The organism is Bradyrhizobium monzae (genome assembly GCF_021458635.1).
In the GTDB taxonomy this organism is placed as follows: Bacteria; Pseudomonadota; Alphaproteobacteria; order Rhizobiales; family Xanthobacteraceae; genus Bradyrhizobium.
Genome location: NZ_JAIRDQ010000015.1, coordinates 108666 through 123045 on the forward strand (window position 1 = coordinate 108666; position 14380 = coordinate 123045).

Here is a 14380-nt window from a genome sequence, read left to right on the forward strand (position 1 = left end):
GCGTGAATCTTAACGAATAAGATTCTCGGAACTCGGGCCGGAAAAGAATTTGCACCTGCGATGGGCGGTCACGAGAGAAGGTTCATCGCTATTTGCGTGGCCGTCTTGCCCGCCACCCCGGTCGACCCCTCATAATCCCGCGAATGGGGCGTTGGAGATCGACCATGCGCGAACTATCGGCGGAGGCCAGGCTGCACTTCTATGCGCGCTCGCTCTCGCGTCGGACCGCGGCGAACGCCCATCACATCGGGCTCTACAGCGCCTTCGCCGTCATCGCCGCGATCGTGTTCGGCACGCTGTCGGTGCACCCGTTCTGATCACGCCCCGCGCTTGAACGGCGCGACCTCGATGCCGGCATCCTTCAATGCCTGACGCAAGGTGCGTGCGATCTCGACCGCGCCGTGCGTATCGCCATGGATGCACACGGTGTCCGTGCGCATCTTGATGACCTTGCCCGTCACCGACACCACGGCGCCGTCCTGCACCATGCGCACCACGCGATCGGCGATCGCCTTGGCATCGTGCAGCACCGCGCCGGGCTTCTTGCGCGAGACCAGATTGCCGTCGTCCTCATAGGCGCGGTCGGCGAACACCTCGTGCACCATCGGCAGGTTCGCGTCTTCGCCGGCCTTCACCAGCTTCGAGTTGGCAAGCACCACGAAGATCAGGCTGGGGTCGACCGCCCTGATGCCGGCGGCAATCGCCTTCGCTGTCATGTCGTCCTCGCAGGCGACGTTGGAGAGCGCGCCATGCGCCTTCACATGTGTCACCTTGTGGCCGGCCGCCGTCGCGATCGCCTGCAGCGCGCCGATCTGGTAGGCGACGAGGTTCTCGATCTCGGATGACTTCAGGCCGGCGATCGGATGCCGGCCAAAACCGTGCAGGTCGCGATATCCAGGGTGCGCGCCGACCGAGACGCCGCGCGCTTTCGCGAGCTCGACCGTCCGCCGCATGATATCGGGGTCGCCGGCGTGGAAGCCGCAGGCGACGTTGACCGAGCTCGCGAGGTCGATCATGGCGGCGTCGTTGCCCATCTCCCATGCGCCAAAACCTTCGCCGAGGTCGCAATTGAGATCGATCGTCTTCATGGTTGCTCTCCGCATTTGGTCTTGTTGTTTACGGCTCGGCCGTCACCTGCCAGGTCCCGGCATCGATCGCGCTGACCGCGTAGCCCGCGACGTTGGCGTCGCTGAGCGCCTCGATGTTGAGCTCGACCGTGTCGGAGGAGCGCAGGCGATCGGGCAGGGTGCGGATCAGCTGTTGAAATTTGCGTGCCTCGTCCTGCGCCTCGGCGATGGTGACGGCCTTGAAGCGGAACCCGGTGCCGGCCGAGGTCTGGGCGAGACGGCCGACATCGGCCGTGATCACGGTTGCGATCTTGGGATAGCCGCCGGAGGTGCCACGATCCATCATCAGCGCGATCGGCGCGCCGTTGCCGGGCACCTGGATGCTGCCGTTGACCGTGCCGTCGGAGACGATGTTGTGGCCGTGAAGATGCTTGATGGCGGGGCCCTCGAGCCGATAGCCCATGCGGTCGGAAGTCGCCGAGATCTTCCACTCGCTGTCGAGGAACAGTGCCTTGTTGGCGTCGTCGAACTCGTCGTCCTGTGGTCCCAGCACGACGCGGATCGGACCGCTCGCGGGCTTCGGCAATTCAATCCGCAACTCCGGTGCACCGCTCGCGGCATCGACCGTGAATTCGTCACCAGTCTGAAGCGGGCGCGGGTAGGGGCTGCCGAGACCCGCGCGGGCATTGACCGCAAGGCTGCCGAACACCAACTCGCCCTTGATAGCGCCTTCGATCGCCAGATAGGTGAACGCACCGCCACGAGCAAAGCCCAGCGTCAGCGTCTCGCCGTCCTTCAGCGTGACGGATGTGTCCATCGCCACCGGCCGCCCGGCGATGTCGGCATTGCGCGGCGCGCCCGCGATGGCGACGCGCACCGCGCCGTCCCTCGCCGTGAAGGTGGCGCCGAACGGACCGATCTCGACCACGGCCGCGAACGGCTCGTTGCCGACCAGCGTGTTCGCCGCCGCGAGCGCCAGCCGGTCCATCGCGCCGCTGACAGTCAGGCCATAGCGCTGCGCGCCGTGGCGACCGCCGTCCTGGACGGAGCTCGCAGGCCCGATGCTGGCGACGATAAGCCGGCTCATGCGACCACTTGCTCGGCAATGATCTCGCCGGCTTCGGCGGCGCGGTCCTGCTCCACAAAGGTCTTGTGGTCGATGGCAAAAAACGTCACGCGGTCACCGGGTTCGGTGAGGAAGGTGGGATTTCGGTGGAGCTGATAAGTTCGCACCGGCGTGCGGCCAAGCAGGTGCCAGCCGCTCGGCGCGGCCAGGCACTGGATCCCGGCCTGGATGCCGCCGATCGAGATCGTGCCGGCGGGCGTGAACAGCCGCGGGCTCTGCCGTCGCGACATGTGCAGCGATTTGTCGAGGCCGCTGAGATAGGACCAGCCCGGCGTGAAGCCGATCATGGCGACGCGATAGTCGCCGCCGGCGTGACGGGCGACGATATCGTCGGGCGTGGTGTTCAGTGCCTTCGCGACATCTTCGAGGTCGATGCCATGCTCGCCGCCATAGGCGACGGGAATGCGCCAGCGCCGCGTCTTGGTCGACGGCGGCAGCGGCTGGCAGGAGATCGGGAGCAACTTTTCGCAGAGCGCGTCAAACCCGATCTTGCCGGGATCGTAATGCACCAGCAGCGAGCGGTAGGTCGGGATGGTCTCGGAGATGCCCTCGATTGGCGCGGCTGCAAGAGCCTTGTCGAGCGCGAGCACGCGCTCGTTTGCGGCGTCGTCGATCGTGCGGCTGAACTCGACCGTGACGGCGCTGTCGCCACTGGGCAGAAGGCGGGGCGGGGGGAGCGTCGCGGCCATGAGATGTCGAAATCGGGCCTTTGGAAAAGCGCGGGCTCGGCCTTGAGTTCCGCGTCCTCCTGCTTCGCGTAAATGCGCCCGCAAGTCCAATAAATTAATGCTGGGGGTGGCGATAAAGCCTTGTTATCGCGTCGCATAACAGCCCGGCTGGGCCGCGTTCTTGTCAGAGCTTTGGGCCTTGACGGCAAGCCCCCGGCTCGCAAGATGCGCGCGTTCTTTCCCGCCCATCCGGAGCTCGTCTGTTTCCATGTCGCTGTCCCCCGAAGCCCGCAAGACCCTCGCCGGCATCACCACTGCCACCATCACCACGGTCCTGCTGAAGAAGGGCCTGCGCAATGTGTGGATGCGCGGCGCGCGTCCGCTGCGCCCGGGCCTGCCGCGCCTGGTCGGACCGGCCTTCACGCTGCGCTTCGTGCCGGCGCGCGAGGATCTGGCGACGCCGGAATCCTGGTCGTCGCCGATCTCGACCCGCACCGCGATCGAGGCGATGCCGGAAGGCTGCATCGCCGTGGTCGACGCCATGGGCATTACCGACGCCGGCATCTTCGGCGACATCCTCTGCGCCCGCATGATGAAGCGCGGCGTCACCGCGCTCGTCACCGACGGCGTGGTGCGTGACGTCGAGGGCACGCTCGGCACCAACCTGCCGGTGTGGTGCGACGGCTATGCCGCGCCGCCGTCGGTCGCGGGCCTGACCTTCGTTGGCTGGGGCGAGCCGATCGGCTGCGGCGGCGTCGCCGTGTTCCCGAACGACATCGTGGTCGCCGACCAGGACGGCTGCGTGCTGATCCCGCAGGCGATGCTCGAGCACGTGCTCAATGAGGGCGTCGAGCAGGAGCGGATGGAGGCCTGGATCGTCAACGAGGTGAACAACGGCGCTGCGTTGCCCGGCCTCTATCCCATGAATGCCGAGACCAAGGCGCGCTACGCCGCCAGCAAGAAGTAACAGGAAACGAGGACCCCATGGACATCACGCTCGCAGGCACGCGGCCGACCCGCCGCGCGCCCAAGGAACACTTTACCGGCACCGTGTTGCAGGATCCCATCAACATGGCGCCCGCACCGGCGCGGCTGAACGTCTCGCGCGTCTCGTTCGAGCCGGGCGCCCGGACCAACTGGCACCATCATCCGCTCGGGCAGACGCTCTACGTGATTTCAGGCGTCGGCCGCGTCCAGACCAAGGGCGGTGCGGTCAAGGAAATCCGTCCCGGCGACACCGTCTGGATCCCGCCGGGTGAAGTGCACTGGCACGGTGCCTCGCCGGGCAACAGCATGTGCCACATCGCCATGCAGGAAGCGCTCGACGGCGTGTTCTCGACCTGGCTCGAGCCGGTGACAGAGGCCGAATATTCGGCGCCGCTCGGCTAAGGCAGGCCCCTTACATCCGCTCCGCAGTCCACGTTCCCGAGCACATGGCGCCACGCCATGTGCCGGAGCCTGAGGCGCCGCTGAGCCGGCCGGAGCCGACGGCGCTCTTGATGCCCGTGCTCAAGGTGACGTTGATGCTGCCCGCATCGGCGACGTGCCCTGACGCAGTCACTGCGGCGCTGCTCGCGGCGATGTGACCGTTGCTGATACCGATCGCGACGGTTGAGCCGTTGCCGCAGGTCTGGCTCGACGAGGAGATGCGCACGTTCCATGTGCCGTCGAATGTCGAGCCCGCAGCATCCGCATGCGCGAGCGGGAAAGCGATGGCGATAATCGTAGCAAAAAGACCTTTGCGAAAGCCGTTCATGACACGCCCCTGTGGTTGACTGTGCGGGGATCGTGTCACGGGCGCGGAACCGGCGATGTGAGAGCTGTCACGCGCGCCGGGTTCTCGTGAGGTGGGGCACATCGCAACGACACCGCAGGCAAAAGCAAAGGGGCCCGGATCACGGGCCCCCTGTCTCTCTCGAAAATTGCGGACGGGACCCTAGTTCACGCGCGTCCAGGTCTGGCCGCCGCAGAACATGCCGCCGAAGGCGCAGCCTTGCACGCGCAGGCGGTCGCCGCTCTTGAGTGAAATCGTGGAATCGTAGGTCGAGCCAGTATTGGGATCGAGGATGCGGCCGGACCATTTCTGGTCTTTGGCGGGCTTCATGTTGATCAAGACCTGCTCGCCATTCTGGTTCGATTTGCTGTCGACCGAATAGCCGCAAAGGTTATTGCCGCACTGCTCGATGCGGACCTTGCCTTCCTTTTCCTCGGTAAGCCAGATGCCAAGCGGTGAATTGGGATCGCGCGCCGGCGCAACGACGGGGGCCGCCGGGGCGACGGCTGCGGATTGAACGGGAGCGGGGGCAGTTGTCGGAGCCGCAGCAGGTGGCGGCTCCGGTGGTGCGGCAGCCACGGTAGGAGCAGGCGGCGGAGGCGCCGCAGGTGGTACCGGCGGTGCCGCAGCCGCCGTCGGGGCCGCGTTTGGAGCCGGTTGAGGCGGCGGCACCATCAGATCTTCGGCGGGAGCGGTGCTGGCGGTCGCTGCCGGAGGCGGCGCGGGTGGAGGCGGTGGAGCCGGAGGCTGTGCTGCGGCTGCGGGGGCAGGCGCCGCAGGCGCTTGCTGTGCCGCGAGCGGCGCCGCAACAGGAGCGGGTGCCGCCGCTGCCGGCGTTTGTGGATCGACCTTGGCCTGTTGCGGGGTCTGCTGGCCCGGGGGCGTCTCGTTCTTCTTGGCCTTCTTGGCCTTGCCTTGACCGGTGTTGTCGTAGACGCCGGGAATCTGCACGGTGCCGCGGTCCGGATCGATGCGGATGGTGCGCCCGCCGTACTCGAAGGTGTACTGCGCTTGCGCTGCGGTGCTCGCCAAAAGGAATGCGGCCGTGGCCAACAACTTCCTCATTTCCATCTCCCGAACAGGTGGTCCCCGTACCGACGCTTACGCCCCGGTTCGATCGCGAAAAGTGATCTAGATCACTGTTTCTCGGTATGAGTCGCCTTCTGGCGGTTCCGGGTTCAATAGATCCGGAGCCAGCCCAAAGTTTGACCGGGGCAAGCGACAACGGGACGCGGGTCAATCGAACCAGGCGGCGTAGATCTTTTTGTAACTGCCGTCTTCCATCGAGATGTGCAGCCACTGGTCGACGAAAGCCTTCAACGCCATGTCACGCTGGAGCCAGTAGGCCTTCTCCGAGAAGTCGAATGGTTTTTCGGGATGTACTGCGCAGAGCACGCCCGAATGCTGCTTCTGCTGATAGCGTGTCTCGGAGGCGTCCGTCATCATCAGGTCGGCATTGCCCCTCGCGATCTCGTCGAAGATCGCGGTATTGTCGGGGAAGACGGTGATGTCGGCGTCCTTGACATTGGCGCGCGCGAAACGCTCATTGGTCCCGCCGGGATTGACGATGACGCGGGTGCCTTTCTTGTCGATATCGGAAATGCTCTGGTACTTGCCGACATCGGCGCAGCGCGCGATCGGCGTCTTGCCCTCGCGCATGATCGGCATTGTGAAGTAGCCCTTCTTCTGGCGGTCGAGTGTGACCGAGACGCCGCCCATCGCGATGTCGAACTGGTCGGCCTCGAAATCCTTCATCAGCTTGGGCCAGGCCGTGGCGACGTACTCGACCTTGACGCCGAGCGCCTTGCCCAGCGCCTCGGCCATGTCGACGTCGAACCCGGAGAACTGCTGGGTGGCCTTGTCGAGATAGGTGAAGGGCTTGTAGTCGCCGGTCATGCCGACGCGCAACGTGCCGCGCTTGATGATCTCGTCGAGTCGCGAGGGCGCTGGCTGCTGCGCCTGCGCCGAGAGGTTTGCCAGCAACATCACGGCCAAAGCCGCAAGGATTCGAATGCTTATTCGAACGGTCATCTCTTTTCCATCCATGCCCAAGCTGTCATTGTGCAGTCTTGAACGTGGATTTAGACCAGATGCCAGTTTCTGGCGAGACGGAATTGAAGGGAATCTCGAAGTGACGATCTCGATGTACGAGGCCTCGGTCGGCCTGTTCGTGCCTTACCTGCGCAATCTGTCCGTGCTGCTCGACAAGGGCGTTGCCTATGCCGAGACCCGCAAGTTCAATCCGGCGGTCCTGCTCGGCATGCGGATGGCACCGAACATGTACGATCTGGCACAGCAGATCGGCGAGGCCTGCCGCCACGCCACCGTCGCTCCGGCCTTGCTGGCGCAATGCGAACCGGTCGCGCTGCCGCCGCTGGAGCACGACATGGCCGGGCTTCAGGCGCGGATCGCCACCTCAATCGAATTCATTGAAAGCCTGCCGCGCGCCGAGATCGATGCCGCCGCGGAGCTGAAGGTCTTCTTCCGACTGAAGAATGGGACCGAGCTGCCCTTTACCGGGCGGACGCTGCTGCTCACCAACAGCGTCCCGCAATTCTTCTTTCACGTCACGACGGCCTACGATCTCTTGCGGCACGCAGGCGTCGAGCTTGTGAAGAAGGATTATCTTGGAAGGAAGTGAGCGGCATGCAGATCAGAGACGAACGGGTCGAGGATGGCGTCGCCATCAGCCGGATCACGACGGCAGCATTCGCAATGGCGCCCCACAGCAGCGGGACTGAATCCCGCATCATCGAGGCGCTACGCCAAGCTGGCGCACTGACCGTCTCGCTGGTGGCGACATCCGACGAGGGAAGTATTGTCGGGCACGTCGCCTTCTCGCCGGTCCGGATCGATCAGGATACTGCTCATTGGTATGGCCTCGGACCCGTCTCGGTTGCGCCGCAGATGCAACGACAGGGAATCGGCCGCTCGCTGATCCGCGAGGGATTAGCGCGGCTTGCGGCGCGAGATGCCGATGGCTGCGTCGTGTTCGGCGATCCCGCCTATTATGGCCGCTTCGGCTTTGTCAGTGATCCTCTGTTGACCTATGGAGGCGAGCCAAGCATGTACTTCCAGCGGCTTGTCCTGAGGGGTGAGCCGCCGAAGGGGAACGTAAGCTACCACACGGCTTTCTCCGTGCGAGCATGAGAGCTAACTAGGCTTCGCCCTTGCGCTCGTAGTCGGCGAGCGAGCTGCGGCCGGCGATCTCGCTGCGCAGCAGCTCGAAGCGCCGATGCGCCTCGTTCTCGTGTTCGTCGACGAAATGCACGGCGGCCTCGCTCGTCATCGGGCCGCTGACCACCGGGGCGGATTGCTCGCCGATGGTCTCGTGCACGTAGTATTGGCCGTCGTCGCCGCGATGGACGGTCCATTTCAGACGGATCGCCACCATCGGCCCGGGACCGACCTTGCTGTAGCCATCGGCGTCGGTGTGGTCCGGCACCAGCGGTTGCTCCTCGACCACCGGATGTTCGTCGGAGGCATGATGCTCGTCGGAGGTATGATGCTCGTCTGCGACCGCGTATTCATCGACAGCCACCGCTTCCGTCTCGGTGTCGCGGATGACGAGAACGGGTTCGGGGTGCTCCAAAATGCTGGCGATGGTCGCCAGCGCGTGGTCGGTCGGGTCGATTTCTGACAAGGGTCCATCCTCCAGCTCGACGCGGCCGGCAAGTCTGTCCCACTGCCGCCGCGGCCGGATACATTACGCGGGTTTGATTAAGGCTGAGTTGGGGCCCGATCTGCACCAAAATGGGACGCATTCTGGCCGTCCGAAGGCGGGCGCGACTGGCCGGCCGCCTTCGGTTTTTCAGCCCAGCACATCCTGATTGATGATGTTCTGCCGAATCGGATCGCCGTCCAGCACACTCAGGATGTTGCGCGCGGTCTGCTCGCTCATGCGGCTCACTGCCTCGACGGTGACGCCGGCCACATGCGGGGCCATGATGACGTTGGGCAGTGCGAACAGCGCATTGCTGACCGGCGGCGGTTCGACTTCGAACACGTCGATGCCGGCGCCGGCGAGCTTGCCGGAGACCAGCGCGTCGTACAGCGCGGCCTCCTTCACGATGCCGCCGCGCGCGGTGTTGATGAGATAGGACTTTGGCTTCATCCGGCCGATCCGCGCCGCATCGAACAGGCCGACCGTTTCCGGCGTCTTCGGGCAGTGGATGGTGACGAAGTCGGCGTTGGGCAGCGCCGCGTCGAGATCGGCGACCGGCTCGCAGCCGGCAGCCTTGATGTCGGCAGCGGGCTTGTAGGGATCATAGACCTGCACCTTCATTTCCATCGCCTGGCAGCGCTTGGCGGTGCGGGTGCCGATGCGGCCGAAGCCGATGACCAGCACGGTCTTGCCGTAGAGATCGAACGGCAGCATGCCGAGGCGGTTGGCCCATTGGCCGTCCTTGACGCAAGCGTGCATTTCATTCGCGCGTTTTGCCAGAGTCAGCATCATGAACAGCGCCTGCTCGGCGACCGAGGGCGAATTCGCGCTGCCCGCGACCATCAGCGGCACCTTGCGGCGGGAGAGGGCGGATACGTCGACGGCGTCGTAGCCGACGCCGATGCGGGTCACTACTTTCATGTCCTTGGACGCTTCCAGCTCGGTCTCGCCGAATGCGGTTGCCCCCAGCGCCACGCCGTGAACCGGCGCATGGCCCTTCAGCAGGGCCTCGAAATCCTTGGCCGAGATCAGGTTGGGAAACTCGACGAGCTCGATATCGTCCCGCTGGGTGAGGAGGGCGCGTGCCCCTTGCGACAAAGTCTGTGTAACGAAAATCTTCTTCTTGTTGGTCGCCATCGCTCCCTGCCTGCTAGCGTTTCTTAACCCGTTTTCTTGGGCCGGCGTCACAGCACGACGCCGGTTTCCTCGTTTAGCAGGTGCATGTTGTTGAGGTCCATCGCCAAACGCATGGGAGCCCCGTCCTTGGCGCCGGCATTGGGGTTGACGCGGCCGCAGACCGGCGTGCCTTCGAGTCCGAAATAGACCAGGGTCTCCATACCCATCGGTTCGGTGACATCGAGCACGGTGTCGAATGGTTCGACGCCGGGCTCCAGATGCGCATTCGATTCCGTGAGGTGTTCAGGACGGATGCCAAGCAGCAGCTTGTCGGTGCGAGGCAGCGCGTTGTAGCGCGCGGCACGCGCTGGCGGCAGCGCAAAGCCGATGCGGTCCGTGAGGCGGATTTGCAGCGCGCCGCCGGCATCCTCCAGCCGGCACGGGATGAAGTTCATTGCGGGCGAGCCGATGAAGCCCGCGACAAAGCGCGTCGCCGGCTTGTGGTAGAGCTCGTTCGGCGTGCCGATCTGCTCGATGCGGCCCTTGTTCATCACCACCACGCGATCGGCCAGCGTCATCGCCTCGACCTGGTCGTGGGTGACGTAGACGGTGGTGGTGCGCACCTTCTGATGCACCTTCTTGATTTCGATCCGCATCTGTACCCGCAGCTTGGCGTCGAGATTGGACAGCGGCTCGTCGAACAGGAAGACCTTTGGATTGCGCACGATGGCGCGCCCCATGGCGACGCGCTGGCGCTGGCCACCGGAGAGCTGCTTCGGCTTGCGGTCGATCAGATCGGTGATGTCGAGCAGGCGGGCTGCCTCCGTCACCCGCGCCTTGATCTCGGCCTTGGGGTAGTGCTTCAGCCGCAGCCCGAACGACATGTTCTCGGCGACCGTCATGTGCGGGTAGAGCGCGTAGTTCTGGAACACCATGGCGATGTCGCGATCCTTCGGCGGCACGTCGTTGACGACGTCGCCCCCGATCATGATATCGCCGTCGCTGATGTCCTCGAGCCCCGCGATCATGCGCAACGTGGTCGACTTGCCGCAGCCGGAGGGGCCGACGAGGACGATGAACTCATGGTCGGCGATGTCGAGATCGATGCCGCGCACGGCTTCGACATCGTCGTAACGCTTGACCACCTTCCGCAATGCAACGTCAGCCATGAAACCTCGACCTTTCAACATCAACCCTTTGTCGCGCCGGCAGTCAGGCCGGCAATGTAGTAGTCCATCAGGAAGGCGTAGATGATCAGTGGCGGTGCTGCGCCGAGCAGCGCGCCGGTCATGATCTGCCCCCAGTTGAAGACGTCGCCCTTGATCAGCGTGGTGGTGATGCCGACCGGAAGCACGAGCTGGTCGATGGATGTCGTGAACACGAGGGGGTAGAGGAATTGGGCCCAGGACACCGTGAAGGCGAAGATCGTCGCGGCGATCAGCCCGGGCAGCGCCACCGGAATGAAGATCCGCAGCAAGGTCTGTAGCCAGGAGGCGCCGTCGATGATCGCGGCCTCGTCGAGCTCCTTGGGGATCGAAGCGAAATATCCGATCATGATCCAGGTGCAGAACGGCACGGTCAGCGTCGGATAGATGAACACCAGCACATACCAGCGGTTCAGGAGCGTAATGCCGGTGAAGTCCTGGATCACCGCCAGCATCTTGAACAATGGAATGAACAGCAAGCTGTCCGGGATCAAATAGGTGAGAAACACGCCGGTCGCGAGCGTCGCCGAGCCCCAGAACTTCATTCGCGCCAGCGCGAACGCCGCGGGGATGCTGATCAGCATGGTGACGATCACGACCACGATCGAGATGATCGACGAGTTCCAGAAAAAGCGCAGGAACTGGTTCGAGGTCAGGAGTTCGACGTAATTGGACAGCGTCGGATGAAATACCCACCAGGGATTGGTCGCCGCCGAAATCTCCGCGCTGCTCTTGAGCGAGGTGATGAGCATGTAAACCGGCGGCGTCAGGAAGAAGATCGCAAACAGCACCAGGAAGAAATAGGACCAGCGCAATGCCCAGGTGCGGTCCCGGCTCATGCTGCCGAGTTTGACCTTGCGGGACGGGCCGGCCTTGTCGATCGCGAGCGTGCTCATCAGGCCTCATTCCCACGTTTGTTGACATCGCGCAGGATGAAGACCGCGGCGACGGCGAGGATCGGCACCATGAACAGCGTGACGCAGGCGCCGAGCGGAATGTCGCTGCTCTGGATGCCGACCTGGAACGCCCAGGTGGCGAACAGATGCGTCGTGTCCAGCGGTCCGCCGGAGGTCAGGATGCGAACGATGTCGAAATTGGCGAAGGTGACGATCAGCGAGAACAGCGTGGTGATGGCGATAATGTTGCGCATCATCGGCAGGGTGATGTGCCAGATCTTCTGCCACCAATTGGCGCCGTCGATCGACGCCGCCTCGTAGAGCTGGTCCGGCACCGATTTCAGCGCCGCAAGGTACATGATCAGGAAGAACGGCGCGCCGTACCAGACGTTGACGAGGATGACGGAGAAGCGTGCCCAGAAGGTGTCGCCGAGCCAGGGGATCGGACCGACGCCGAAGAAGGACAGCGTGTAGTTGAAGGCGCTGTAGGAGGGATCGAACAGCCAGAGCCAGGCGAGCGTACTCATCGCCGGCGGGATCACCCAGGGCACCAGCAGCATGCCGCGCCATTTGCGCTGCTTCTTGCCGGGAATGTTGTGGACGAAATGCGCGACAATGAAGCCGATCAGCGCCTTGAAGAACACGGCGGTCACCGCGAAGATGCAGGACTGCTTCACCACCATCCAGAATGTTTCGCGCTTGAACAGGAAGGTGAAGTTGCCGAAGCCGACGAACTTCGTCATCGCCTTGTTCAGAGTAGCCAGATAAATCGAGTAGAAGGCCGGGTAGAGCACGAGCAGCAGGATCAGCAAGATCAGCGGCAGCGTCAGGACGAACGCCACCGTCGATTTACGTCCCAGCGCATTGCGCAGGCTCGCCCGTTTGCGCGTGCCGGTGGGGCGGGCGACGCGACCTTGCTCAACGACGATATCGGCCATGTCAGCTTCCTCAAGTCAGCTTCTTTGGGCCTGCTTCCTTGCAAACCGAAGCCGGCCGCACGTATCGGCCGCTGGTCACGCGGATCGGACGACGGGCGGGCGGCTCACGCGCGAGGCGTGAACCGCCATGCCCCCCGGCTCAGCTCCGCATGAAGCCTTCACACTCGCCCTCGGCCCAGGCGAGCGCCTGTTCCATCTTCTCGCCCTGCGCATAACGCAGCGCCAACTTGGTCAGCGTCGCCTGATTATAGATTTGCTCCGCAATCTTTGGCGGCGCCGGCGCGGCGGCAATCGACAATGTCTGATGATTGTAGGGGTTCGGATAGTGATAGAGCGTGCCCTTCGGCGGTCCTTCCTCGGCCCAGGTCTTCAGCGTCGTCATGCTTGCGTACGCCGGCAGATCGTACCCGCCGCTCACCTGAACGAACTTTTCGATCGACGACGGCTGCGACAGGTGACTAAGCAGGCTCTTGGCCGCTTCCTTGTTCTTGGAGAATTTCCAGATGCTCCAGAAGAACGGCTGGAAAGGCGCAAAACGGCCCTTCGGTCCGGCCGGGAAGCCATGCGTCCAGCATTGCTCCGCGACCTGCGGCGCATCGCGCTTGGCGACCGCCCAAGCGCTCGGCGGGTTCATGATCAGGGCGCCCTTGCCGGAAATCAGCCATTTGTTGTTCGAGGCGTCGTCCCAGGAGGGCGCGTCCGGCGGCAACACCGCGATCAGCTTCTTGTAGAATTCGAGCGCCTGCCGTACCTCGTCTGTCTTGACGGTGATGTCGCCCTTGGCGTTGACGAGCTCGGCACCGAAGGACTGGAAGATCGCGCCCGCGGTGTCGATGTTGTCCGGGGTCGTGCCGAGGCCGATGCCGAAGGCGAAGCCGCCCTTTTGGCAGGCTTCGGCCGCCTTGAGGAACGTATCCATCGTCCAGTTGTCGGCCTTGGGCGGTGAACCGGCCGGATACATTTCCTGGACATCGATATTCGCGTATTTCTTCATCAGATCGATACGCGAGCAGGGCCCTTTTATCTGACTGCCAGCGGTCGCCGGCACGGCGAGCCATTTGCCGCCGGCCTGGCCGAGATACTTGACCGTGCCGTTCACCTCGCCGTTCTGCTTGATGACCGGCTCCATGACGTCATTGACCGGTTCAAGCAAGTTGTCATAGGCGTGCGGCTGCCAGCCGATTTGAGACGACAGGATATCGTGCCCGGACTTTGCCTGCGCCTCGGCTGCCATCGTCAAAAGGAGCTTGTTGCCCTGGCTGGTGATGTAGTCGATGGAAACCTCGACCTTCTCCTTGGCAGCCCATTCATTGATCAGGTCGGTGGAGGCAGCGTTGGCGCCGGGTACCCAGTGGTCCCACAGGCCGATCGAGAGCTTACCGGCGGCGTAAGCGCCTCGGACGTAGGGCGCTGCGATGAGCGCCGTGGAGGACATTGCAGTGGCAGCCACAAATTGACGTCGCGTCAGTGTCTTGCGTGACATCGCGTTTCCTCACCTTGGTGTGTTTTATCGTTCTGTCGTTTCCTCTGACTTTCCTGAGTTTGTTTTTTGATTTTGTTGTTTTGCGTTTCTTATTGGCGCCGTCATCTCCGGCGGCAAATCACGCGGAGGACACGGCAAATTGGTAGCGCGATCAGATCATGATTGATTGCGTCTGTCGAGAAAGCCGAATGCCTCGCTCTCTAGAACTAACGTTGTGTGCCGAATGATCGCGGCCAGTGTCGGCGATGAGCTGCGGCTGCGGTTGCTCTTATTGCGACGCACACTGCGGCGTGCGACGGCTGGAGACAATCCGTGCGCAATTACGCCGCAGTTCCGAATGAGCCTGCACAACCGCTTCGCGCCAAAGGCCTTCCAAACGGGGACAGCGTTGGTCCGCGCCTAGACCTCGGCGCCGCGAAAACGATAGAGTTGCAACCGGCAGG

At 63.7% G+C, this 14380-nt stretch carries 17 protein-coding genes; 5 read left to right on the forward strand and 12 right to left on the reverse strand.

Annotated features, from left to right (window positions below; translation table 11 throughout):
- Window positions 1–164: 164 nt before the first annotated feature.
- A complete protein-coding gene (locus K3F49_RS36260; RefSeq protein ID WP_187434626.1) occupies window positions 165–317 on the forward strand; it encodes a hypothetical protein in 153 nt (50 codons plus the stop codon).
- Here the strand turns inward: K3F49_RS36260 and K3F49_RS36265 are convergent, their stop codons facing one another.
- The 3 genes from K3F49_RS36265 to pxpB are packed head-to-tail and all read right to left on the reverse strand — an operon-like array spanning window position 318 to window position 2882.
- Window positions 318–1088, reverse strand: coding sequence for a LamB/YcsF family protein (locus tag K3F49_RS36265; protein WP_234685658.1), 771 nt, complete (start codon window positions 1086–1088; stop codon window positions 318–320).
- 28 nt (window positions 1089–1116) lie between these two features.
- The gene (locus K3F49_RS36270) at window positions 1117–2154 is read right to left on the reverse strand and encodes a 5-oxoprolinase subunit C family protein (protein ID WP_234685659.1); all 1038 of its coding nucleotides are present in this window, start codon (window positions 2152–2154) and stop codon (window positions 1117–1119) included.
- Window positions 2151–2882, reverse strand: a complete 732-nt coding sequence (pxpB, locus tag K3F49_RS36275) for a 5-oxoprolinase subunit PxpB (protein ID WP_234685660.1) — start codon at window positions 2880–2882, stop codon at window positions 2151–2153. The genes K3F49_RS36270 and pxpB overlap by 4 nt, the downstream gene beginning before the upstream one ends.
- 247 nt (window positions 2883–3129) lie before the next feature.
- Between pxpB and K3F49_RS36280 the strand changes: the two genes are divergently transcribed.
- A complete protein-coding gene (locus K3F49_RS36280) occupies window positions 3130–3828 on the forward strand; it encodes a ribonuclease activity regulator RraA (protein WP_234685661.1) in 699 nt (232 codons plus the stop codon).
- Between the two features lie 17 nt (window positions 3829–3845).
- On the forward strand, window positions 3846–4250 hold the full coding sequence (locus K3F49_RS36285) for a (R)-mandelonitrile lyase (RefSeq protein WP_234685662.1): 405 nt from the start codon (window positions 3846–3848) through the stop codon (window positions 4248–4250).
- A gap of 10 nt (window positions 4251–4260) precedes the next feature.
- On the opposite strand, the gene K3F49_RS36290 is transcribed toward K3F49_RS36285, so the two are convergent.
- From K3F49_RS36290 to K3F49_RS36300, 3 genes are all read right to left on the reverse strand, one after another.
- A complete protein-coding gene (locus K3F49_RS36290; protein ID WP_234685663.1) occupies window positions 4261–4617 on the reverse strand; it encodes a hypothetical protein in 357 nt (118 codons plus the stop codon).
- Window positions 4618–4797: 180 nt separating this feature from the next.
- Complete coding sequence (locus K3F49_RS36295; protein WP_234685664.1) at window positions 4798–5700, reverse strand: DUF2147 domain-containing protein; 903 nt, start codon at window positions 5698–5700, stop codon at window positions 4798–4800.
- Between the two features lie 171 nt (window positions 5701–5871).
- Window positions 5872–6666, reverse strand: a complete 795-nt coding sequence (locus K3F49_RS36300; RefSeq protein ID WP_234685665.1) for a transporter substrate-binding domain-containing protein — start codon at window positions 6664–6666, stop codon at window positions 5872–5874.
- A gap of 112 nt (window positions 6667–6778) precedes the next feature.
- On the opposite strand from K3F49_RS36300, the gene K3F49_RS36305 reads away from it, so the two are divergent.
- Window positions 6779–7276: a DUF1993 domain-containing protein gene (locus K3F49_RS36305; protein WP_234685708.1), complete on the forward strand. Its 498-nt coding sequence runs from the start codon at window positions 6779–6781 to the stop codon at window positions 7274–7276.
- Window positions 7277–7281: 5 nt separating this feature from the next.
- A complete protein-coding gene (locus tag K3F49_RS36310) occupies window positions 7282–7785 on the forward strand; it encodes a GNAT family N-acetyltransferase (RefSeq protein ID WP_234685709.1) in 504 nt (167 codons plus the stop codon).
- A gap of 7 nt (window positions 7786–7792) precedes the next feature.
- Here K3F49_RS36310 and K3F49_RS36315 read toward each other — a convergent pair whose 3' ends face one another.
- The 6 genes from K3F49_RS36315 to K3F49_RS36340 all read right to left on the reverse strand — a co-directional run bounded on the left by K3F49_RS36315 (window position 7793) and on the right by K3F49_RS36340 (window position 13937).
- The gene (locus tag K3F49_RS36315; protein ID WP_234685666.1) at window positions 7793–8278 is read right to left on the reverse strand and encodes a hypothetical protein; all 486 of its coding nucleotides are present in this window, start codon (window positions 8276–8278) and stop codon (window positions 7793–7795) included.
- A 168-nt stretch (window positions 8279–8446) separates the two neighbouring features.
- Window positions 8447–9436, reverse strand: coding sequence for a hydroxyacid dehydrogenase (locus K3F49_RS36320; protein ID WP_234685667.1), 990 nt, complete (start codon window positions 9434–9436; stop codon window positions 8447–8449).
- 47 nt (window positions 9437–9483) lie between these two features.
- Window positions 9484–10584 (reverse strand): ABC transporter ATP-binding protein, encoded by a 1101-nt coding sequence (locus tag K3F49_RS36325; RefSeq protein WP_234685668.1) that lies wholly within the window; start codon window positions 10582–10584, stop codon window positions 9484–9486.
- A gap of 20 nt (window positions 10585–10604) precedes the next feature.
- A complete protein-coding gene (locus K3F49_RS36330; RefSeq protein ID WP_234685669.1) occupies window positions 10605–11516 on the reverse strand; it encodes a carbohydrate ABC transporter permease in 912 nt (303 codons plus the stop codon).
- Window positions 11516–12454: a carbohydrate ABC transporter permease gene (locus tag K3F49_RS36335; RefSeq protein ID WP_234685670.1), complete on the reverse strand. Its 939-nt coding sequence runs from the start codon at window positions 12452–12454 to the stop codon at window positions 11516–11518. Before K3F49_RS36335 ends, K3F49_RS36330 begins: the two co-directional genes overlap by 1 nt.
- Window positions 12455–12593: 139 nt before the next feature.
- Window positions 12594–13937, reverse strand: coding sequence for an ABC transporter substrate-binding protein (locus K3F49_RS36340; protein WP_234685671.1), 1344 nt, complete (start codon window positions 13935–13937; stop codon window positions 12594–12596).
- Window positions 13938–14380 lie beyond the last annotated feature (443 nt).